This is a genomic window from Pseudomonas sp. BMS12 (genome assembly GCF_001592875.1).
Classification (GTDB): domain Bacteria; phylum Pseudomonadota; class Gammaproteobacteria; order Pseudomonadales; family Pseudomonadaceae; genus Aquipseudomonas.
The window spans coordinates 13,842-36,437 of record NZ_LSOF01000010.1 but is presented as its reverse complement, the minus strand read 5'-3'; the positions used below and the strand labels follow the sequence as shown (position 1 = coordinate 36,437).

Here is a 22,596-nt window from a genome sequence, read left to right as displayed (position 1 = left end):
GTGCGTATCAAAGTTCACTGCCAGAACCGCGTCGGCATCCTGCGCGACATCCTCGACCTGCTGGTCGACTACGGCATCAACGTCGCCCGTGGCGAGGTCGGTGGCGAGCAGGGCAATGCCATCTATCTGCACTGCCCGAACCTGATCAATCTGCAGTTCCAGTCATTGCGGCCGAAGTTCGAGGCCATTCCCGGCGTTTTCGGCGTCAAGCGTGTCGGTCTGATGCCCAGCGAGCGCCGTCACCTGGAGCTCAACGCGCTGCTCGGCGCACTGGAGTTTCCGGTGCTGTCCATCGACATGGGTGGCAGCATCGTCGCCGCCAACCGTAGCGCCGCGCAGCTGCTTGGCGTGCGGGTGGACGAGGTGCCGGGTATGGCGCTGTCGCGCTACATCGAGGATTTCGACCTGCCTGAGCTGGTGCGCGCCAACAAGTCGCGGATCAACGGCCTGCGGGTCAAGGTCAAGGGCGATGTGTTTCTCGCCGATATCGCGCCGCTGCAGAACGAGCACGACGAGAGCGAGGCGCTGGCCGGCGCCGTGCTGACCCTGCACCGCGCCGATCGGGTCGGTGAGCGCATCTATCAGGTGCGCAAGCAGGAGCTGCGCGGCTTCGACAGCATCTTCCAGAGCTCGAAAGTGATGGCCGCCGTGGTGCGCGAGGCGCGCCGCATGGCGCCGCTGGATGCGCCGCTGTTGATCGAGGGCGAGACCGGCACCGGCAAGGAGCTGCTGGCCCGTGCCTGCCACCTGGCCAGCCCGCGCGGGCAATCGCCGTTCATGGCGCTCAATTGCGCGGGGCTGCCGGAATCCATGGCCGAGACCGAGCTGTTCGGCTACGGCCCCGGCGCCTTCGAGGGTGCGCGCCCGGAAGGCAAACTCGGTCTGTTGGAGCTGACCGCCGGCGGCACCCTGTTTCTCGATGGCGTGGGTGAGATGAGCCCGCGCCTGCAGGCCAAGCTGTTGCGCTTTCTGCAGGACGGCTGCTTCCGCCGCGTCGGCAGCGACGAGGAGGTGTACCTGGACGTGCGGGTGATCTGTGCGACCCAGGTCGACCTGTCCGAGCTGTGCAGCAGGGGCGAGTTCCGTCAGGATCTGTACCACCGCCTCAACGTGCTCAGCCTGCATATCCCGCCGCTGCGTGAATGCCTGGATGGCCTGGCGCCGCTGGTCGAGCATTTTCTCGACTCGGCCAGCCGGCAGATCGGCTGCCCGTTGCCCAAGCTGGCGCCCCAGGCCCTGGAGCGCATGGCCCACTACCACTGGCCGGGCAATGTACGCCAGCTGGAGAACGTGCTGTTTCAGGCCGTGTCGCTGTGCGACGGCGGCACGGTGAAGGCCGAGCATATCCGCTTGCCGGATTACGGCGCGCCGCAGCCGCTCGGCGAGTTCTCCACCGAGGGCGACCTCGACGCCATTCTTGGCCGCTTCGAGAAGGTGGTGCTGGAGCGCCTGTACGCCGAGCACCCGAGCAGCCGCCAGCTGGGTAAGCGCCTAGGCGTGTCGCACACCACCATCGCCAACAAGCTGCGCCAGCATGGCCTCGGCAAGGACTAGGGGTTGTCCGCCAGGGGCGAGCACTGTGAGGGTCTACGACCAAGGTGCAATGGCGCCGTTGAGCTGCGGCGACAAAAATTGCCAGCGTCCGGCTCCTGCGATACCCGGACTGCGTTTCTGACATTCCTCCCCGGAATGAATTGGCGGCGACCCCAGGGTCGCCCTTTTTTTGCCTGTAATTTGCCCCTGAGACCATGGTCGTAGAGCGGTAAGACCTTGGTCGAATGGCCCCACAAGGTGTCGGGGGATACAAAAGGCGGCATACAAAAACAACTGTCCCGCCGAGGTATCCACATGACTGCTGCTTCCCTCTATCCGGTCCGCCCCGAGGTGGCCGCCAACACGCTGACCGACGAGGCTACCTACAAGGCCATGTATCAGCAGTCGGTGATCAATCCGGACGGCTTCTGGCGCGAGCAGGCCAAGCGCATCGACTGGATCCAGCCGTTCACCAAGGTCAAGCAGACCTCCTTCGACGATCACCATGTCGATATCAAGTGGTTTGCCGACGGCACCCTCAACGTTTCCGCCAACTGCCTGGATCGCCACTTGGAGACCCGTGGCGACCAGGTGGCGATCATCTGGGAGGGCGACGACCCCTCCGAGCATCGCGAGATCACCTACCGCGAGCTGCACGAGCAGGTGTGCAAGCTGGCCAACGCCCTGCGCGGCCAGGACGTGCACCGTGGCGACGTGGTGACCATCTACATGCCGATGATTCCCGAGGCCGCCGTGGCCATGCTGGCCTGTGCGCGCATCGGTGCCATCCACTCGGTGGTGTTCGGCGGCTTCTCGCCGGAGGCCCTGGCCGGGCGCATCATCGACTGCAAGTCGAAGGTGGTGATCACCGCCGACGAAGGTGTGCGCGGTGGCAAGAAGGTAGCGCTGAAGAGCAACGTCGACGACGCGCTGACCAACCCGGAAACCGCCAGCGTGCAGAAGATCATCGTGGTCAAGCGCACTGGCGGCGAGATCAAGTGGAACCAGCATCGCGATATCTGGTTCGAGGACCTGATGCGCGTCGCGGGCAGCACCTGCGCGCCGAAGGAAATGGGCGCCGAGGAGGCGCTGTTCATCCTCTATACCTCGGGAAGTACCGGCAAGCCCAAGGGCGTGCTGCACACCACCGGCGGCTACCTGACCTATGCCGCGCTGACCCATGAGCGGGTGTTCGACTACCGCCCCGGCGAAGTCTTCTGGTGCACCGCCGACATCGGCTGGGTCACCGGCCACACCTACCTGATCTACGGTCCGCTGGCCAATGGCGCGACCACGGTCATGTTCGAGGGCGTGCCGAACTACCCGGACGTGACCCGCGTGGCCAAGATCATCGACAAGCACAAGGTCAACATCCTCTACACCGCGCCGACCGCCATCCGCGCCATGATGGCCGAGGGCAAGGCTGCCGTGGAGGGCGCGGACGGCTCCAGCCTGCGCCTGCTCGGCTCGGTGGGCGAGCCGATCAACCCGGAAGCCTGGCAGTGGTATTACGAGAACGTCGGCCAGAGCCGCTGCCCGATCGTCGATACCTGGTGGCAGACCGAGACCGGCGCCTGCCTGATGACCCCGCTGCCGGGCGCGCATCCGATGAAGCCGGGCTCCGCTGCGCGGCCGTTCTTCGGCGTGCAGCCGGCGCTGGTCGACAACCTGGGCAACATCCTGGAAGGCGCCACCGAGGGCAACCTGGTGATCATCGACTCCTGGCCGGGCCAGGCGCGCACCCTGTACGGCGATCACGACCGCTTCGTGGATACCTACTTCAAGACCTTCAAGGGCATGTACTTCACCGGCGACGGCGCCCGTCGCGACGAGGACGGCTATTGGTGGATCACCGGCCGCGTGGATGACGTGCTCAACGTCTCCGGCCACCGCATGGGCACCGCCGAGATCGAGAGCGCCATGGTGGCCCACCCGAAAGTGGCCGAGGCCGCAGTGGTTGGCGTGCCGCACGACATCAAGGGGCAGGGCATCTATGTCTATGTCACCCTCAATGCTGGTGAGGAGTCGAGCGAACAGCTGCGTCAGGAACTGAAGAACTGGGTGCGCAAGGAGATCGGCCCGATCGCCTCGCCGGACGTTATCCAGTGGGCTCCGGGGCTACCCAAGACCCGTTCGGGCAAGATCATGCGCCGCATCCTGCGCAAGATCGCCACCGCCGAGTACGAGGCACTCGGCGACATCTCCACGCTGGCCGATCCTGGCGTGGTGCAGCACCTCATCGACACCCATCGCACCATGCAAGTCGCCTGATTCGGGCGCCATGCAAGCGTGCACAACCCCGGCCACAAGCTGGGGTTTGTTTTTTCAGACGATGAATATCGGTATTTGCGCTGCGGCTGTAACGCCGGGGTAACGTCGCGCGCCGTTTCGGGGCGGATGGAAACAGTGCGCGCCATCATGAGGCGGAGATAAATCGAGAAGACCGCTACAGGCCCTGTATTGCTGGGCTTCGCCAGAAGTGGCGTGGTTATTGCCTGAATACTTGGTTGTACTTTTCTGTCTCGCTGGTCACGTTTCGGATGACCTGTCAATACGGACGCCCTGTCCGTCCTGTGCTTCTGTAATTTGTTGTCGCTTTCAAGAAATATCGACCTTACCCCGCCCGATAGAATGCCGGCCACTTGGCCCGACCCTCTTGCCCGTGCCTGGCACCGGCAAAGATGGCGACACTTTCTACAATTTACCCGTGGCCATGGCGAACTCAGTCTGCCAATCGCTGTACCCATTCGAAGGAGTCACAAGATGAAGAAGATCGTACTTCTCGGCGCACTGGCGCTGACCGCTTTCAGTGCGCTGGTCCAGGCAGAAGAAAAACCCCTGCGCATCGGCATCGAGGCGGCCTACCCGCCGTTCGCCTACAAGACCCCGGAAGGCAACATCACCGGCTTCGACTACGACATCGGCAACGCCCTGTGCGAAGAGATGAAGGTCAAGTGCCAGTGGATCGAGCAGGAGTTCGATGGCCTGATTCCGGCGCTGAAAGTGCGCAAGTTCGACGCCGTGCTGTCGTCCATGTCGATCACCGAAGAGCGCAAGAAGTCCGTGGACTTCACCGGCAAGTACTACCACACCCCTGCCAAGCTGGCGATGAAGGCCGGTACCGAGCTGAAAGACCCGCTGGTCGACCTGAAAGGCAAGAAGGTTGGCGTGCAGCGCGCTTCCATCTATGACCGCTACGCCACCGAGATGTATGCCCCTGCCGGTATCGAAGTGGTGCGCTACAGCTCGCAGAACGAAATCTTCCTCGACCTGGCTTCCGGTCGCCTGGATGCCACCCTGGCCGACGTGGTCAACATCGACGACGGCTTCCTCAAGACCGACGCCGGCAAGGGCTTCGCCCTGGTGGGCCCGGACTACAACGATCCGAAGTACTTCGGTGACGGTGCCGGCATTGCCGTGCGCAAGGGCGACAAGGCCCTGGCCGATAAGATCAGCGCCGCCATCCTGGCCATTCGTGCCAACGGCAAGTACCAGGAAGTGCAGGACAAGTACTTCCAGTTCAACGTCTACGGCGAATAACGCCGCTGTACCCACCTTGCCCTGTGCGGGGAAGGTGGGTCGGGCCGGGTGGGCATGGCGCTCCGCCGGACTCACCCAGTGCTCCTGCCCTGAAGCAGGGCGTTCCTCCTGCGTTCTCAGAGGATAGATTCCATGTTCAACGGCTACGGCTCGACCATTCTCGACGGCGTCTGGCTCACCCTGCAGCTGGCTCTGCTGTCGATGGCGGTGGCCATCGCACTTGGCCTGCTGGGTGCGGCCTTTCGCCTGTCGCCCATGAAGTGGCTGGCCCTGCTGGGCGAGACCTACGCCACCGTGATCCGCGGGATTCCCGATCTGGTGCTGATCCTGCTGATCTTCTACGGCGGTCAGGACCTGGTGAACCGCATCGCGCCGCTGGTGGGCTATGACCAGTACATCGACATCAATCCCTTCGTGGCGGGTGTCGGTACTCTGGGCTTCATCTACGGCGCTTACCTCTCCGAGACCTTTCGCGGTGCCTTCATGGCCATCCCAAAGGGGCAGGGCGAGGCGGGCATGGCCTACGGCATGAGCCCGCTGCGGGTGTTCTTCCGCATCCTGGTGCCACAGATGATTCGCCTGGCGATTCCGGGCTTCACCAACAACTGGCTGGTGCTGGTCAAGGCCACCGCGCTGATCTCCCTGGTCGGCCTGCAGGACATGATGGCCCGCGCCAAGAGTGCCGGCGACGCGACCCGCGAGCCCTTCACCTACATCCTCCTGGCAGCCGCCATCTACCTTGCGATCACCAGCGTGTCGCTGCTGGTGCTGCGTTTCCTTGAGCGCCGTTATTCGGTAGGCGTCAAGGCCATGGAAATCTGAGGGAGCTGCCATGCTTTTCGACTACAACGTGGTACTCGACAGCCTGCCAATGTACTTCGGCGGCGTGCTGGTCACCCTCAAGCTGCTGCTGATCTCCCTCGCCTTTGGCCTGGCGCTGGCCGTGCCGTTGGCACTGATGCGGGTGTCCAAGCAGGCGGTGGTCAACTTCCCGGCCTGGCTCTACACCTACGCCATTCGTGGCACACCGATGCTGGTGCAGTTGTACCTGCTGTACTACGGCCTGGCGCAGTTCGAGGCGGTGCGCGAGAGCTTCATGTGGCCCTACCTGTCCAGCGCCACCTTCTGTGCCTGCCTGGCCTTCGCCATCAACACCAGTGCCTATAGCGCCGAGATTCTTGCTGGCAGCCTCAAGGCCACGCCCTATGGCGAGATCGAGGCGGCCAAGGCCATGGGCATGTCGCGTGGCAAGCTCTATCGCCGCATCCTCCTGCCTTCGGCGTTGCGCCGTGCGCTGCCGCAGTACAGCAACGAGGTGATCATGATGTTGCACACCACCAGTCTGGCCTCGGTGGTGACCCTGATCGACATCACCGGTGCGGCCAAGACTGTCAGCTCGCAGTACTACCTGCCGTTCGAGGCGTATATCACCGCCGGTGTGTTCTACCTGTGCCTGACCTTCATCCTGGTGCGCCTGTTCAAGCTGGCCGAGCGCCGCTACCTGGCCTACCTGGCCCCGCGCAAGCACTGAGGTCCTGAGCATGCAGCGCATCGATCATCGTCTGCCCTGGGGCTGCCCGGGGACCGAGCGCAGTTTGAGCGTGTTTCGTTTCGGTAGTGGCGAGCGCAAGGCCTATATCCAGGCCAGCCTGCACGCCGACGAACTGCCGGGCATGCGCGTGGCGGTGGAGCTCAAGCGCAGGCTGGCCGAGCTGGAAGGGCAGGGTCGCCTGCGGGGGATAATCGAACTGGTGCCGGTGGCCAACCCCATCGGCCTGGGTCAGATGCTCCAGGCCTCCAGCCAGGGGCGTTTCGAACTGGGCAGTGGCAAGAACTTCAATCGCGACTTCGTCGACCTGGCCGATCTGGTTGCAGTGCAGCTGGACGGTCGCCTGGGTGGCGATGCCGAAGCCAATGTGCGGCTGATCCGCCAGGCCATGCGTGCCGCCCTGGAGGCACTGCCGCCGGCCGGCTCCGAACTGCAGGGCTTGCAGCGCCTGCTGTTGCGCCATGCCTGTGACGCCGACCTGGTGCTGGATCTGCATTGTGACTTCGATGCCGTGGTGCACCTGTACATGATTCCGCAGCAGGCCGAGGCATTCGCCGAGCTGGCTGCGCGTCTGGGCGCCGGCGCCGTGCTGGTGGCCGAGGATGCCGGCGGCAGTTCCTTCGATGAGGCCTGTTCGCTGGCCTGGCTGCGTCTGGCCCGGCGTTTTCCCTCAGCTGCCGTGCCGCTGGCCTGTCAGGCGGCGACCGTGGAGCTGGGTGGCATGGCCGACACCGAGCGCGAGCGCGCCGAAGCCAGTGCCGAAAGCATCCTGGCCTATCTGGCCGGGCAGGGGCTGATCGACGGTATCTGGCCGCCGGCGCCGGCACCGAGCTGTGTGCCCACTCCCTTTTCCGGCGCCGAATACGCCTATGCGCCACATGCCGGCGTGGTCAGTTTCCTGCAACCGGTTGGTGCGCGTGTGGCCGCCGGTGATCCACTGTTCGAAGTTATTGACCCGCTGGAGGATCGCCACAGCATCGTGCGCGCTTCCACCTCCGGCGTGCTCTACGTGCGCGAGCGCCTGCGCTTCGCCCAACCCGGACTCTGGCTGGCCAAGGTGGCCGGTCAGCAACCCATTCGTCAGGGTCGCCTGTTGAGCGACTGAGCCAAGCGAGAACTCAACCATGTACAAACTCGAAGTTCAGGATCTGCACAAACGCTACGGCGACCACGAAGTGCTGAAAGGCGTGTCCCTGGCGGCCAAGGCCGGCGACGTGATCAGCATCATCGGCTCCAGTGGCTCGGGCAAAAGTACCTTCCTGCGCTGCATCAACATGCTGGAGCAGCCGCACGGCGGCAAGATCCTGCTCAATGGCGAAGAGCTCAAGCTGGTGGCCAACAAGGACGGCGCCCTCAAGGCGGCCGATGCCAAACAGTTGCAGCGCATGCGCTCGCGGCTGTCCATGGTGTTCCAGCACTTCAACCTGTGGTCGCACATGAGCGCCCTGGAGAACATCATCGAGGCGCCGGTGCATGTGCTTGGCGTGCCGAAGAAGGAGGCGCTGGAAAAGGCCGAGCATTACCTGGCCAAGGTTGGCGTGGCGCATCGGAAAGATGCGTACCCGGCACATATGTCCGGCGGCGAGCAGCAGCGCGTGGCCATTGCCCGCGCCCTGGCCATGGAGCCGGAAGTGATGCTGTTCGACGAGCCGACCTCGGCACTCGACCCCGAGCTGGTCGGTGAAGTGCTCAAGGTCATGCAGGACCTGGCCCAGGAAGGCCGCACCATGGTGGTGGTGACCCACGAGATGGGCTTCGCCCGCGAGGTGTCCAACCAGCTCATCTTCCTGCACAAGGGCCTGGTCGAAGAAACCGGCTGCCCGCGCGAGGTGCTGGCCAACCCGCAGTCCGATCGCCTGAAGCAGTTCCTTTCCGGCAGCCTGAAGTAAGCACTAGACTGGCAACCATGACGCCCACTGCCCACAGCATTGCCTTCCTGATCTGGCCAGAAACCAGGCCCACGACCCTGGCCCTGGCCGAGGAGGCTCTGCGCATGGCGCAGCGCGTCCATCCAGAAGTGTCCTACGAACTGCGCTTCCTCCAGGCTGAAACACCTGCCGAGGGAGCCTGGCGCCTGCCGGGTGAGCCCTGGGTCGGGCGCTTGGATGGCTGTCAGAAGCTGTTCCTGCTGGCGGACGAGCCGCCAGCTCAGGTCGCGCCGGCGCTGGCCTCGGCGCTCAAGCAGCTGGCGCGTGCCGGCGTCGCCATCGGCGGTCTGTCCGCTGGCGTCTATCCGCTGGCACTGCTTGGCCTGCTCGACGGCTACCGCGCCGCCGTGCACTGGCGCTGGCAGGACGACTTCACCGAACGCTTTCCCAAGGTGATCGCCACCAGCCACCTGTTCGACTGGGATCGCGACCGTCTCAGCGCCTGCGGCGGCCTGGCCGTGCTCGACCTGTTGCTGGCCGTGCTGGCCCGTGACCACGGCGCCGAGCTGGCTGGCGCAGTGAGCGAGGAGCTGGTGGTCGAGCGCATTCGCGAAGGCGGCGAGCGCCAGCGCATTCCGCTGCAGAACCGCATCGGCTCCAGCCATCCCAAGCTGACCCAGGCGGTGCTGCTGATGGAGGCCAACATCGAAGAGCCGCTGACCACCGACGAGATCGCCCAGCATGTGTGCGTGTCGCGCCGCCAGCTGGAGCGCATCTTCAAGCAGTACCTCAATCGAGTGCCCAGCCAGTACTACCTGGAGCTGCGCCTGAACAAGGCGCGCCAGCTACTGATGCAGACCAGCAAGTCGATCATCCAGATCGGCCTGTCCTGCGGCTTCTCCTCCGGCCCGCACTTCTCCAGCGCCTACCGCAACTTCTTCGGCGCCACTCCGCGCGAAGATCGCAACCAGCGACGCAGTGCCAGTCCGTTCGAGATTGCACCGGCGGCGGCAGAGCGGGGCTGAGGTCGGCAGCTAGTCTGTTTTCGCGCAGCAGCTGCTTATCGTGCTGTTCGATGTTTCTGTTCCGCCCTGCTGGGCGGGTCACTCTTGTCAGTCGTCGGATGGCTGGTCCCGCCAAAAGTAATCAAAAGCGTTTGCCCCGCCATCCGGCGCTTCGCTCCGGGTTCGTTCCATCGCTACTCCAGGGGCCTGTCGCGAAGGCCATCCCTGTTTGGGCGGTCGCGGCTCTTGCGGCGTCCGTGCCGCTCAAGCCCTTCCACGGCGACTCCACTCACCCTCCTGAAGGGGCGTTTGCGCTGCCTGAAAGTTTGAGTGCTGGCTCATGCTTTTCGTGGGTGCGGCTTTAGCCGCGATGTGGGTCGCATTGCCGCTGCCGGTTATCGCGGCTAAAGCCGCACCGCAATAAACCCTCGGGTAAATCGGAGCCCAACTTCCCATCAGTAGGCTGAATGGATGTGTTGCGCAGATGGGCGGGCCGCAGGGGCGCAGCGAAATGCCCCGATCCCCCGCGCAGCGTTTAAACTGCGCAATTCCGCAGCTTTCTGTCGCTTTGCCGAAAGCCCAGGAAAACCGCGGGTTGCCGCTGTAAGAAGTTGTCGCATGGCGACAATGCGGTGCTCCGGGCAGCCCCTACAATCCTTTCATCACCTGCCATTTTGTGCGGTGTTCCTAATTCAGGAGATCCCCGATGTCCGTTCAGCACGACCCGGTGCAACGCGCCGATTTCGACCAGTACATGGTGCCCAACTATGCCCCTGCCGCCTTTGTGCCGGTGCGTGGCGAGGGCTCACGAGTCTGGGATCAGAATGGTCGCGAGCTGATCGACTTCGCGGGCGGTATCGCCGTCAACGCTCTTGGTCATTGCCATCCGGCGTTGGTGGCGGCGCTGACCGAGCAGGCCAATACCCTGTGGCACATCTCCAACGTGTTCACCAACGAGCCGGCCCTGCGCCTGGCACATAAGCTGGTGGCGGCGACCTTCGCCGAGCGCGTGTTCTTCTGCAACTCCGGCGCCGAGGCCAATGAAGCGGCCTTCAAGCTGGCCCGCCGTGTTGCCCACGACAAGTTCGGCCCGGAAAAGCACGAGATCATCGCGGCGGTAAACAGTTTCCACGGCCGTACCCTGTTCACCGTCAGCGTCGGTGGTCAGCCCAAGTATTCCGATGGCTTCGGGCCGAAGATCGAGGGCATCAGCCATGTCCCGTACAACGACCTGGATGCGCTGAAGGCGGCCATCTCGGACAAGACCTGTGCCGTGGTACTGGAGCCGATCCAGGGCGAGGGCGGCGTGCTGCCGGCGGATCAGGCCTACCTGGAAGGCGCGCGCAAGCTGTGTGATGAGCACAACGCGCTGCTGATCTTCGACGAAGTGCAGAGCGGCATGGGCCGCAGCGGCGAGCTGTTCACCTACATGCACTACGGGGTAACCCCGGACATCCTCTCCAGCGCCAAGAGCCTGGGCGGTGGCTTCCCCATCGGCGCCATGCTGACGACCACCGAGCTGGCCAAGCACCTGGCGGTCGGTACCCACGGCACTACCTACGGTGGTAACCCGCTGGCCTGTGCGGTGGCCGAGGCGGTGCTGGACGTGGTCAATACCCCCGAAGTGCTGGCGGGCGTCAAGACCAAGCATGCCAAGTTCAAGCAGCGTCTCGAGGCCATTGGCGAGCGCTATGGCCTGTTCAGTGAAGTGCGTGGCCTGGGTCTGCTGATCGGCTGCGTGCTGAGTGACGCCTGGAAAGGCAAGGCCAAGGCCGTGCTCGATGCGGTGGCCATTGAGGGCGTGATGGTGCTGCAGGCCAGCCCCGATGTGGTGCGTTTCGCCCCCAGCCTGGTGGTCGAAGATGCCGACATCGATGAGGGCCTGGATCGTTTCGAGAGCGGCGTGGCCAAGCTGGTCCAGGGCTGATGCTTGACGGGGCGGCGCAGGAGGCGCTGCCCCCATTCTCAGGATGAGCCGCTCCATGCGTGGCCGGACTGGTGCCGGTCTTTCTCCAGAGGAGACTCAGGTCCTTCTGGGGTTTTTATTCGAAGTCGCCCTGTCGAGGGGCGCAGTTCCGGGAAAGGAGTAACGTCATGCTGGTGATGCGCCCTGCGCAGATGTCCGACCTTGCCGAAGTGCAGCGTCTGGCGGCGGACAGCCCGGTGGGCGTCACTTCGCTGCCGGATGACGCCAATCGCCTGCGCGACAAGATCGCCGCCTCCGAGGCGTCCTTCGCCGCCGAGGTCAGCTTCAATGGCGAGGAGAGCTATTTCTTCGTCCTCGAAGACTCCGCCAGTGGCAAGCTGCTCGGCTGTTCGGCGATCGTCGCTTCGGCCGGCTACTCCGAACCTTTCTACAGCTTCCGTAACGAGACCTTCGTGCACGCCGCGCGCGAGCTGAAGATCCACAACAAGATTCACGTCCTCTCGCTGTGCCACGACCTCACCGGCAACAGCCTGCTGACCAGCTTCTACGTGCAGCGCGACCTGGTCGACAGCCCCGTCGCCGAGCTCAACTCGCGTGGCCGCCTGCTGTTCATGGCTGGCCAGCCGGAACGCTTCGCCGATGCCGTGGTGGTGGAAATAGTCGGCCACAGCGACGAGCAGGGTGACTCGCCGTTCTGGGATGCGGTCGGACGCAACTTCTTCGACATGAACTACGCCGAGGCCGAGCGCCTGTGCGGCCTGAAGAGCCGTACCTTCCTCGCCGAGCTGATGCCGCATTACCCGATCTATGTGCCGTTGCTGCCGGACAGCGCCCAGGAAGCCATGGGGCAGGTGCACCCGCGGGCGCAGATCACCTTCGACATCCTGATGCGCGAAGGCTTCGAGACCGATCACTACATCGACATCTTCGACGGTGGCCCGACCCTGCATGCACGCACCTCGGGTATCCGCTCCATCGCCCAGAGCCGCGTGGTGCCGGTGCGCCTTGGCGAGCCGGGCAAGGGCGGGCGTCAGTACCTGGTGAGTAACGGCCAGCTCCAGGATTTCCGCGCCATCGTCGCCGAGCTCGACTGGGTGCCCGGCAAGCCGGTGATGCTCAGTGCCGAGGCGGCCGAGGCCCTGGGCGTCGGCGAAGGCGCCAGCGTGCGGCTGGTCGCGGTTTGATGCTTTAACCCTTCTCCCGTCGGGAGAAGGTGGCCCGCTGGGCCGGATGAGGGCGGTTCCCTCACCCCTGGCCCCGAGAGGGGTGAAATTCTGGAGGCAATATGATCGTTCGTCCCGTCCGTAGCACCGATCTGCCGGCGCTGATCGAGCTGGCCCGTAGCACTGGCACCGGCCTGACCACCTTGCCGGCCAACGAGGAGCGTCTGACGCACCGGGTCGGCTGGGCGGAAAAGACTTTCAGTGGCCAGGTCGAGCGCGCCGATGCCGACTACCTGTTCGTGCTCGAGGACGACGATGGCAAGGTCGTCGGCATCTCTGCCGTGGCAGGCGCGGTGGGCCTGCGTGAGCCCTGGTACAACTACCGGGTCGGTCTTACCGTCAGCGCCTCCCAGGAACTGAAGATCCACCGCGAAATTCCCACCCTGTTTCTGGCCAACGACCTGACCGGCAACTCCGAGCTGTGCTCGCTGTTCCTGCATGCCGAGCACCGCACGGGGCTCAATGGCCGCCTGCTGTCCAAGGCTCGCCTGCTGTTCATCGCCGAATTCCGTGAGCTGTTCGGCAGCAAGGTGATCGCCGAGATGCGCGGCATGTCCGATGCCAGCGGTCGCTCGCCATTCTGGGACAGCTTGGGTCGGCACTTCTTCAAGATGGAGTTCGGCCAGGCCGACTACCTCACCGGCGTTGGCAACAAGGCTTTCATTGCCGAGCTGATGCCCAAGTTTCCGCTCTACACCTGCTTCCTCTCCGAAGAGGCGCGCGCCGTCATCGGGCGTGTGCACACGGACACCGAGCCGGCGCTGGCCATGCTCAAGGGCGAGGGTTTCAGCTACCAGGGCTATGTCGACATCTTCGACGCCGGCCCGGCGATCGAAGTGGAAACCGACAAGATCCGCGCCGTGCGTGACAGCCAGACCCTGGTCCTGGCGATTGGTACGCCGGGCGACGACGCCATTCCCTACCTGATCCATAACCGCAAGCGCGAAGACTGCCGCATCACCGCCGCCTCTGCGCGCATGGCGTCCGGCACGCTGGTAGTCGATGCACAAACCGCCAAGCGTCTGCAGCTGAGTGCCGGTAGCCAGGTACGCGCGGTGCCGCTGTCGGCCAAGGAGAGCAAATAATGACCACTCACTACATTGCAGGTACCTGGCAGATTGGGCAGGGCGAGGCCTTCGATTCGCTCGATCCGGTGACCCAGGAAGCCGTGTGGAGTGGCAAGGGTGCCAGTGCCCCTCAGGTCGATGAGGCAGTCAATGCCGCCCGCGCCGCCTTCCCGGCCTGGGCGCGGCGTCCGCTGGAAGAGCGCATCGCCGTGCTGGAACAGTTCGCTGCCACCCTGAAGAGCCATGCCGACGAGCTGGCCCGCGCTATCGGCGAGGAAACCGGCAAGCCGCTGTGGGAATCTGCAACCGAGGTGACCAGCATGGTCAACAAGGTCGCCATCTCCGTGCAGAGCTACCGCGAGCGTACCGGCACCAAGAGCGGTCCGCTGGCCGACGCCACTGCCGTACTGCGCCACAAGCCACATGGCGTGGTCGCCGTGTTCGGCCCTTACAACTTCCCCGGCCACCTGCCCAACGGGCATATCGTGCCGGCGCTGCTGGCCGGCAACGCGGTGGTATTCAAACCCAGCGAGCTGACCCCGAAAGTCGCCGAGCTGACGGTCAAGTGCTGGATCGAGGCCGGCTTGCCGGCTGGCGTGCTCAACCTGGTGCAGGGTGCTCGCGAAACCGGCGTGGCCCTGGCTGCTAATCCGGGCATCGATGGGCTGTTCTTCACCGGTTCCAGCCGCACCGGCAACCTGCTGCACAGCCAGTTCGCCGGCCGTCCGGACAAGATCCTGGCGCTGGAGATGGGCGGCAATAACCCGCTGGTGGTCGATCAGGTCGCCGATGTCGATGCCGCCGTCTATACCATCATCCAGTCCGCCTTCATCTCCGCCGGCCAGCGCTGCACTTGCGCGCGGCGTCTGCTGGTGCCGGTCGGCGCCTGGGGCGATGCTCTGCTGGCGCGCCTGGTGGCCGTGGCCTCGACCATCAAGGTCGGTGCCTTCGACGAGCAGCCGGCCCCTTTCATGGGCTCGGTGATTTCCCTGCAGGCGGCCGAGCACCTGCTCAAGGCGCAGAAACATCTGATCGACAAGGGTGCCGTGGCGCTGCTGGAAATGATCCAGCCGGTAGACACTGCCGCGTTGCTGACGCCGGGCATCCTCGATGTGACGGCTGTCGCCGAGCGTATCGATGAGGAGTTCTTCGGCCCGCTGCTGCAGGTGATCCGCTACGACGGCTTCGATGCCGCCATCGCCGAGGCCAACAACACCCAGTACGGTCTGGCGGCCGGCCTGCTGTCGGATTCCGCCGAGCGTTACCAGCAGTTCCTGATCGAGAGCCGCGCCGGCATCGTCAACTGGAACAAGCAGCTGACCGGTGCCGCCAGCAGCGCGCCGTTCGGTGGCGTCGGCGCTTCCGGCAACCACCGCGCCAGTGCCTATTACGCCGCTGATTACTGCGCCTACCCGGTCGCATCGCTGGAAAGTGAAACCCTGAGCCTGCCCGCCACCCTGACCCCGGGAGTGAGTCTGTGATGTCCGCCTATGAAATGAACTTCGACGGCCTGGTCGGTCCGACCCACAACTACGGTGGTCTGTCCTACGGCAACGTGGCTTCGCAGAGCAACAGCCAGGTGGCGTCCAACCCGAAGGAGGCCGCCAAGCAGGGCCTGGGCAAGATGAAGGCGCTGATGGACATGGGCTTCAAGCAGGGCGTATTCGCCCCGCAGGAGCGCCAGGATGTGGCCGCGCTGCGCAGCCTGGGCTTCAGTGGAACCGATGCTCAGGTCATCGCCCAGGCCGCCAAGGAGGCCATGCCATTGCTGGCCGCCGTGAGTTCTGCCTCCTGCATGTGGACGGCCAACTCTTGCACCGTCAGCCCCAGCGCCGATACGACCGATGGCCGCGTGCATTTCACCGCCGCCAACCTCAACTGCAAGTTCCACCGCAGCATCGAGCACCCGACCACCAGTCGCGTGCTGCGCGCCATGTTCAATAACGATGAACATTTCGCCCACCACGCTGCACTGCCCGCCGTGGGCCAGTTTGGTGACGAGGGCGCGGCCAACCACACGCGCTTCTGCAAGGATTACGGCGATGCCGGTGTGGAGTTCTTCGTGTTCGGTCGCAGCGCCTTCGATGCGCGTTACCCGCAACCGCTGCGGTACCCGGCACGGCAGACCCTGGAGGCCTGCCAGGCGGTGGCCCGCCTGCATGGCCTGGGCGCAGAGGGTGTGGTCTATGCCCAGCAGAATCCCGACGTGATCGACCAGGGCGTGTTCCACAACGACGTGATCTCGGTAGGCAACGGCGAAGTGCTGTTCTATCACCAGGATGCCTTCCTCGACACCGACAAGGTGCTGGCCGAACTGGGCGACAAGCTGGCCCGTCGCGGCGGCAACTTCCAGGCTGTGCGCGTGCCGGTCGAGGCGGTGAGCGTGGAGGATGCGGTGCGCTCCTACCTGTTCAACAGCCAGCTGCTGACCCGCGCCGACGGCGGCATGCTGCTGGTGGTACCGGAGGAGTGCCGCAACAACGCCAATGTCTGGAACTACCTGCAGCAGCTCACCAGTGGCAATGGGCCGATTCGCGAGGTCAAGGTGTTCGACCTCAAGCAGAGCATGCAGAATGGCGGCGGCCCGGCCTGTCTGCGCCTGCGCGTGGCGCTCAAGGAGCACGAGCTGGCCGCGGTCAATCCGGGCGTGGTGATGACTCCTGCGCTATTCGCTACCCTCAATACCTGGGTCGACAAGCACTATCGTGACCGCCTGGCGGAAAGCGACCTGGCCGACCCGCAATTGCTGATCGAGTGCCGCACGGCACTGGATGAACTGACGCAGATCCTTAAACTGGGCTCCGTCTACCCCTTCCAACTCGTCTGAGTACCCTGAACATGTCCGAAGCCCTGCAACTCATCCTCGAAGATACCGACGGCACCCAGCTGGAAACCTCCTGCACCCGCTTCGCCGTCATGTGGCAGGGCAAGGAAGTGTGGATCCAGGCAGTTGGCGACCAGCTGCTGATCGGTGTGGACGTGGAGGAGGGCGATGCCGAGTTCGCCAATCTGATACTGCGCCCGCAAGCCACCAACCTGGTCGGCCTGCAGCTGGAAATGGAGCCGGCCGAGCTGGGTGATGACGACGAAGACCATGTGCACGGTCCAGACTGCAACCACTGAGGAAGTCCCATGCTCGCCCTTGGCCGACTGCTCGAACTGACCCTGGCCGGCCGTGAGCCGACCGAGAAGATTCAGCTGACGCGCGAGGGCGCGCGCCTGCACTGGCTGGGTGAGGGCGCGCTGGAAGTCACTCCTGCGGCCCACGACGACAGCGGCCTCGACCTGCTGCTGTCGGCGGGTATCCACGGCAACGAAACGGCGCCGATCGAGCTACTCGACCGCCTGCTGCAGGCCATCGCCTCCGGCCAGTTGCTGCCGAGTGCCCGCATCCTCTTTTTGTTCGGCAATCCCGAGGCCATGCGCCGTGGCGAACGTTACGTGGAGCAGGACATCAATCGCCTGTTCGATGGGCGGCATGAGCAGAGCAGCGGTTTCGAGGCGCTGCGTGCCAACGAGCTGGAGCGCTACGCCGCTGCCTTTTTCGCTCGGGAAGGCCGTGCGCGCCTGCACTATGACCTGCATACCGCGATCCGCGCGTCGAAGATCGAACAGTTCGCCCTCTATCCCTATGTCGAAGGTCGTGAACACTCGCGCGCCGAGCTGGCCCGGCTGAATGCCGCCGGTATCGATGCCGTGCTGCTGCAGCGCAAGACCGGCATCACCTTCAGCTCATACACCTATGCGCGTCTGGGCGCCGAGGCCTTTACCCTGGAGCTGGGAAAGGCGAGGCCCTTCGGGCAAAACGAGGCGGTCAATCTCGACCTGCTGGAGCGCCGCCTGCGTCAGTTGGTGGAGAACTGCGAGCCGCCGACCGAGTCGCTGGACGGCTTGCAGCTGTTTGCCGTGGCCCGCGAGGTGATCAAGCACAGCGACGCCTTCCAGTTGCACCTGCCGGCCGATATCGAGAACTTCACCGAGCTGGAGCCGGGTTTCCTGCTGGCCGAGGACATCGCCGGCACCCGCTGGCTGGTGGAGGAGCAGGGCGCGCGCATCATTTTCCCCAACCCCAAGGTCCGCAACGGCCTGCGCGCTGGCATCCTGATCGTCCCTACCGAGCTCTGATTCTCCTCGGGTTGTGAACGCCAGAGGGTGCGATAGTCGTTTTCTATCCAAATTCCCCGTAAACGGGCTGTCCATGCCGCTCGGGGCCGATATAATGCGGCCCTTTGCCGGCGTTTGCCGTGCTGTCGTTTGCCTGGATGAAATCGATGAAAAGCGCAGAAATCCGTGAAGCCTTCCTCCGTTTCTTCGAAGAGAAGGGCCACACCCGCGTCGCCTCCAGTTCGCTGATCCCGGCGAACGACCCGACCCTGCTGTTCACCAATGCCGGCATGAACCAGTTCAAGGACTGCTTCCTCGGCTTGGAGAAGCGCGCCTACACCCGCGCTACCACCAGCCAGAAGTGTGTGCGCGCTGGCGGCAAGCACAACGACCTGGAGAACGTCGGCTACACCGCCCGTCACCATACCTTCTTCGAGATGCTGGGCAACTTCAGCTTCGGCGACTATTTCAAGCGCGACGCCATCACCTACGCCTGGGAGTTCCTGACCAGCGACAAGTGGCTGAACCTGCCCAAGGAGAAGCTCTGGGTCACCGTCTATGCGACCGACGACGAGGCTTACGACATCTGGCACAAGGAAGTCGGTATCCCTGCCGAGCGCATGATCCGCATCGGTGACAACAAGGGTGCGCCGTACGCTTCCGACAATTTCTGGGCGATGGGCGATACCGGCCCGTGCGGCCCGTGCACCGAGATCTTCTTCGACCACGGTGAGCACATCTGGGGCGGTCCGCCCGGCACGCCGGAAGAAGACGGCGACCGCTACATCGAGATCTGGAACAACGTGTTCATGCAGTTCAATCGCACTGCGGACGGCGTGCTGCACCCGCTGCCGGCACCGAGTGTGGATACCGGCATGGGCCTGGAGCGCATCAGCGCCGTGCTGCAGCACGTCAACTCGAACTACGAGATCGACCTGTTCCAGAATCTGCTGAATGCCGCCGCCAAGGCCATCGGCTGCACCAACGAAGGCCAAGCCTCGCTGAAGGTGGTCGCCGACCACATTCGCTCCTGCAGCTTCCTGATTGCCGACGGCGTGACTCCGTCCAATGAAGGTCGCGGCTATGTACTGCGCCGCATCGTTCGTCGCGCCTGCCGTCACGGCAACAAGCTGGGCGCTAAGGGCAGCTTCTTCTACCAGATCGTCGCGGCGCTGGTCGCCGAGATGGGCGAGGCTTTCCCCGAGCTGAAACAGCAGCAGGCGCATATCGAACGCGTGCTGAAGACCGAGGAAGAGCAGTTCGCCAAGACCCTGGAACAGGGCCTGAAGATCCTCGAACAGGACCTGGCCGAGCTGAAAGGATCGGTCATTCCAGGCGATGTGATCTTCAAGCTGTACGACACCTACGGTTTCCCGGTCGACCTGACCGGTGACATCGCCCGCGAGCGCGAACTGACCCTCGACGAGGAGGGCTTCGAACGCGAGATGGAGGCCCAGCGCGAGCGCGCTCGCTCCGCCAGCGCCTTCGGTATGGACTACAACAGCCTGGTCAAGGTCGACAGTGATACCGTCTTCCTCGGCTACCAGGGCACCAGCGGCAGCGGCAAGGTCGTGGCCCTGTTCAAGGACGGAGCTGCCGTCGACAGCCTGGGCGAAGGCGAGGAGGGCGTGATCGTCCTCGACCAGACGCCGTTCTACGCCGAATCCGGTGGCCAGGTGGGTGATTGTGGCTATCTGTCGGCCGCTGGTTTGCGCTTCGATGTGCGCGACACCACCAAGGCCGGCGGTGCGTTCCTGCATCACGGTATCGTGGCCCAGGGCGGCCTCAAGGTCGGTGCGCTCGTCGAGGCTCAGGTGGATGCGGCGGTGCGCCAGGCCACGGCTCTCAACCACTCCGCGACCCACCTGCTGCACGCCGCGCTGCGTCAGATCCTTGGTGAGCATGTGCAGCAGAAGGGCTCGCTGGTCGACAGCCAGCGGCTGCGCTTCGACTTCAGCCACTTCGAGGCGATCAAGCCCGAGCAGCTGAAGGCCCTGGAGGATCTGGTCAACGCGGAAATCCGCGGCAACAGCGAAGTCGAAACCGAGGAAACCGATATCGAAACCGCCAAGGCCAAGGGCGCCATGGCGCTGTTCGGCGAAAAATACGGCGATGACGTGCGCGTGCTGACCATGGGCGGCGGCTTCTCCGTCGAACTGTGCGGCGGCACCCACGTAGCGCGTACTGGCGATATCGGCCTGTTCAAGATCACCAGCGAAGGTGGCGTGGCTGCCGGCGTGCGCCGTATCGAAGGTGTCACCGGTGCCGCGGCGCTGGCCTGGCTGAATGGCGCCGAAGAGCAGCTGAAAGAAGCGGCGGCACTGGTTAAGGGCAGTCGCGACAACGTGCTGGACAAGCTGTCCGCGCTGGTCGAGCGCAATCGCCAGCTGGAAAAGGAGCTGGAGCAGCTCAAGGCCAAGGCTGCCAGCGCGGCCGGCAATGATCTGGCCGGCTCGGCCGTGGACGTCAAGGGCATCAAGGTGCTGGCGTCGCGCCTCGATGGCCTGGACGGCAAGGCCTTGCTGGCCATGGTCGACCAGTTGAAGAACAAGCTCGGCCGCGCGGTGATCCTGCTGGGCGGCGTGCAGGACGGCAAGGTCGTGCTGGTCGCCGGGGTCACTCAGGACCTGACCGCCAAGCTCAAGGCTGGCGACCTGATGCGTCAGGCTGCGGCGGCTGTAGGGGGCAAGGGTGGCGGTCGCCCCGACATGGCTCAGGGCGGCGGTGTCGATGCCGGCAAGCTGGATGAAGCGTTGGCGTTGGCCGCGAGCTTTGCCGACGGCGCGCTGTAAGAACAGGAGAGACAAGGCCTGCAGCGCGTCCGGCGGGCCTTGGCAGTGTGACCCGATGCGGGTCTAATGGGCGCCCTTCGGGGAATCAGGCGGCTTTTTGACATGGCTTTGATCGTACAGAAGTTTGGGGGCACCTCAGTCGGCACCGTCGAGCGTATTCAGCAGGTGGCCGAGAAGGTGAAGAAGTTTCGCGAGAAGGGCGATGACATTGTCGTCGTGGTTTCCGCCATGAGTGGCGAAACCAATCGCCTGATCGATCTGGCCAAGCAGGTCAGCGACGGTCAGCCGGTGCCGCGTGAACTGGACGTGATGGTCTCCACGGGTGAGCAGGTGACCATTGCCCTGCTGGCCATGGCGCTGATCAAGCTCGATGTGCCGGCGGTGTCCTACACCGGCAATCAGGTGCGTATTCTCACCGACAGCGCGCACAACAAGGCGCGCATCCTGCAGATCGACGATGCCAAGATCCGGGCCGACCTCAAGGCCGGTCGCGTGGTCGTAGTCGCCGGTTTCCAGGGTGTGGACGAGCAGGGCAATATCACAACGCTCGGTCGCGGCGGTTCCGACACCACTGGTGTCGCCCTGGCGGCGGCACTGAAGGCCGACGAGTGCCAGATCTATACCGACGTCGATGGTGTCTATACCACCGATCCGCGTGTGGTTCCCAAGGCACAGCGCCTGGACAAGATCACCTTCGAGGAGATGCTAGAAATGGCCAGCCTCGGCTCCAAGGTGCTGCAGATTCGCTCGGTGGAATTCGCCGGCAAGTACAACGTCCCGCTGCGCGTGCTGCACAGCTTCCAGGAGGGTCCGGGCACCCTCATTACCCTTGATGAAGAGGAATCCATGGAACAGCCGATCATCTCCGGCATCGCCTTCAATCGCGACGAAGCCAAGCTGACTATCCGTGGTGTGCCGGATGTTCCAGGCGTGGCCTTCAAGATTCTCGGCCCGATCAGTGCCGCCAATATCGAAGTGGACATGATCGTGCAGAACGTAGCCCACGATAACACCACGGATTTCACCTTCACCGTGCACCGCAATGATTACCAGGGCGCCATGACTGTCCTGGAAAATACGGCGCGTGAGCTGGGTGCTCGTGAAGTCATTGGCGATATCAACATTGCCAAGGTGTCGATCGTTGGTGTTGGTATGCGTTCCCATGCTGGCGTTGCCAGTCGCATGTTCGAGGCGCTGGCCAAGGAAGCCATCAACATCCAGATGATCTCGACTTCCGAGATCAAGGTGTCGGTGGTTATCGAGGAGAAATACCTGGAGTTGGCAGTACGTGCATTGCACACTGCTTTCGAGCTGGACGCACCGGCCCGACAGGCCGAGTGATGATCGATCCGAAAGGCGCGGCTGGTCCGCGCCTTTCGCGTTTTTGGGCGGTTTGGATAGGGGCTTTCCTTTTGTCCGGGCTGGTCAATACTTGGGTGAAGGTCGTGTACTTGATATACGCGCGGCTGCCACCATTTTATTTCTGCAGACTGTTGTCCTGAAAATTGAAATCCGTGAGGAGAAAGGAATGCTGATTCTGACTCGCCGGGTCGGAGAGACCCTGATGGTGGGTGATGATGTCACCGTCACCGTGTTGGGCGTGAAAGGTAACCAGGTGCGCATTGGCGTTAACGCTCCGAAGGAAGTTGCCGTGCACCGCGAAGAGATTTACCAGCGCATCCAGAAAGAGAAGGGTGACGAACCAAGCCACTAATTTTTCTCGAAATTTTGGCTTTGCAAACGGGGAAAACATGGTTATCATGCGCCCCGTGTTGCGGAGAGGTGGCCGAGTGGCCGAAGGCGCTCCCCTGCTAAGGGAGTACACCTCAAAAGGGTGTCGGGGGTTCGAATCCCCCCTTCTCCGCCATATTTCGCAGATCAGGCAGTTGTCACACCTGATAGGCAAAAGAGACACGGACTCATAGCTCAGCTGGATAGAGTACTCGGCTACGAACCGAGCGGTCGGAGGTTCGAATCCTCCTGAGTCCG

At 63.8% G+C, this 22,596-nt stretch carries 18 protein-coding genes and 2 tRNA genes; all 20 read left to right on the top strand.

Annotated features, from left to right (window positions below):
* Nucleotides 1–1,554 carry a sigma-54-dependent transcriptional regulator gene (locus AYB31_RS10470; protein ID WP_068828380.1) on the top strand — a complete coding sequence of 518 codons (1,554 nt, stop codon included), beginning with the start codon at nt 1–3 and terminating at the stop codon, nt 1,552–1,554.
* A 294-nt stretch (nt 1,555–1,848) separates the two neighbouring features.
* On the top strand, nt 1,849–3,804 hold the full coding sequence (gene acs, locus AYB31_RS10465; RefSeq protein WP_068828378.1) for an acetate--CoA ligase: 1,956 nt from the start codon (nt 1,849–1,851) through the stop codon (nt 3,802–3,804).
* A 492-nt stretch (nt 3,805–4,296) separates the two neighbouring features.
* Nucleotides 4,297–5,073, top strand: a complete 777-nt coding sequence (locus AYB31_RS10460; RefSeq protein ID WP_068828376.1) for an ABC transporter substrate-binding protein — start codon at nt 4,297–4,299, stop codon at nt 5,071–5,073.
* 132 nt (nt 5,074–5,205) lie between these two features.
* Entirely contained in the window at nt 5,206–5,895 is a 690-nt protein-coding gene (locus tag AYB31_RS10455) for an ABC transporter permease (RefSeq protein WP_068828374.1), read from the top strand.
* Nucleotides 5,896–5,905: 10 nt separating this feature from the next.
* On the top strand, nt 5,906–6,604 hold the full coding sequence (locus tag AYB31_RS10450) for an ABC transporter permease (RefSeq protein WP_068828372.1): 699 nt from the start codon (nt 5,906–5,908) through the stop codon (nt 6,602–6,604).
* 10 nt (nt 6,605–6,614) lie between these two features.
* On the top strand, nt 6,615–7,727 hold the full coding sequence (locus tag AYB31_RS10445; RefSeq protein WP_068828370.1) for a succinylglutamate desuccinylase/aspartoacylase family protein: 1,113 nt from the start codon (nt 6,615–6,617) through the stop codon (nt 7,725–7,727).
* A gap of 19 nt (nt 7,728–7,746) precedes the next feature.
* Nucleotides 7,747–8,511, top strand: a complete 765-nt coding sequence (aotP, locus tag AYB31_RS10440; protein WP_068828368.1) for an arginine/ornithine transport ATP-binding protein AotP — start codon at nt 7,747–7,749, stop codon at nt 8,509–8,511.
* A 17-nt stretch (nt 8,512–8,528) separates the two neighbouring features.
* On the top strand, nt 8,529–9,515 hold the full coding sequence (argR, locus tag AYB31_RS10435; RefSeq protein WP_068828366.1) for a transcriptional regulator ArgR: 987 nt from the start codon (nt 8,529–8,531) through the stop codon (nt 9,513–9,515).
* Nucleotides 9,516–10,200: 685 nt separating this feature from the next.
* Nucleotides 10,201–11,421: an aspartate aminotransferase family protein gene (locus tag AYB31_RS10430; RefSeq protein WP_068828364.1), complete on the top strand. Its 1,221-nt coding sequence runs from the start codon at nt 10,201–10,203 to the stop codon at nt 11,419–11,421.
* A 167-nt stretch (nt 11,422–11,588) separates the two neighbouring features.
* The gene (gene aruF, locus AYB31_RS10425) at nt 11,589–12,605 is read left to right on the top strand and encodes an arginine/ornithine succinyltransferase subunit alpha (RefSeq protein WP_068828362.1); all 1,017 of its coding nucleotides are present in this window, start codon (nt 11,589–11,591) and stop codon (nt 12,603–12,605) included.
* A 101-nt stretch (nt 12,606–12,706) separates the two neighbouring features.
* Nucleotides 12,707–13,729 carry an arginine N-succinyltransferase gene (gene astA / locus AYB31_RS10420; protein WP_068828359.1) on the top strand — a complete coding sequence of 341 codons (1,023 nt, stop codon included), beginning with the start codon at nt 12,707–12,709 and terminating at the stop codon, nt 13,727–13,729.
* Nucleotides 13,726–15,192 (top strand): succinylglutamate-semialdehyde dehydrogenase, encoded by a 1,467-nt coding sequence (gene astD / locus AYB31_RS10415; RefSeq protein ID WP_177332292.1) that lies wholly within the window; start codon nt 13,726–13,728, stop codon nt 15,190–15,192. The genes astA and astD overlap by 4 nt, the downstream gene beginning before the upstream one ends.
* The gene (gene astB, locus AYB31_RS10410; protein WP_068828355.1) at nt 15,192–16,538 is read left to right on the top strand and encodes an N-succinylarginine dihydrolase; all 1,347 of its coding nucleotides are present in this window, start codon (nt 15,192–15,194) and stop codon (nt 16,536–16,538) included. The genes astD and astB overlap by 1 nt, the downstream gene beginning before the upstream one ends.
* A gap of 11 nt (nt 16,539–16,549) precedes the next feature.
* On the top strand, nt 16,550–16,834 hold the full coding sequence (locus AYB31_RS10405; protein WP_068828353.1) for a topoisomerase II: 285 nt from the start codon (nt 16,550–16,552) through the stop codon (nt 16,832–16,834).
* A 9-nt stretch (nt 16,835–16,843) separates the two neighbouring features.
* Nucleotides 16,844–17,836: a succinylglutamate desuccinylase gene (gene astE / locus AYB31_RS10400; RefSeq protein ID WP_068828351.1), complete on the top strand. Its 993-nt coding sequence runs from the start codon at nt 16,844–16,846 to the stop codon at nt 17,834–17,836.
* Nucleotides 17,837–17,982: 146 nt separating this feature from the next.
* Complete coding sequence (gene alaS / locus AYB31_RS10395) at nt 17,983–20,607, top strand: alanine--tRNA ligase (protein ID WP_068828349.1); 2,625 nt, start codon at nt 17,983–17,985, stop codon at nt 20,605–20,607.
* A 102-nt stretch (nt 20,608–20,709) separates the two neighbouring features.
* On the top strand, nt 20,710–21,948 hold the full coding sequence (locus tag AYB31_RS10390) for an aspartate kinase (RefSeq protein WP_068828347.1): 1,239 nt from the start codon (nt 20,710–20,712) through the stop codon (nt 21,946–21,948).
* A gap of 187 nt (nt 21,949–22,135) precedes the next feature.
* Complete coding sequence (gene csrA, locus AYB31_RS10385; protein WP_003244478.1) at nt 22,136–22,321, top strand: carbon storage regulator CsrA; 186 nt, start codon at nt 22,136–22,138, stop codon at nt 22,319–22,321.
* Between the two features lie 62 nt (nt 22,322–22,383).
* Nucleotides 22,384–22,474: transfer RNA gene (locus tag AYB31_RS10380), tRNA-Ser, on the top strand.
* Between the two features lie 48 nt (nt 22,475–22,522).
* Nucleotides 22,523–22,596 (top strand) — tRNA-Arg (locus AYB31_RS10375).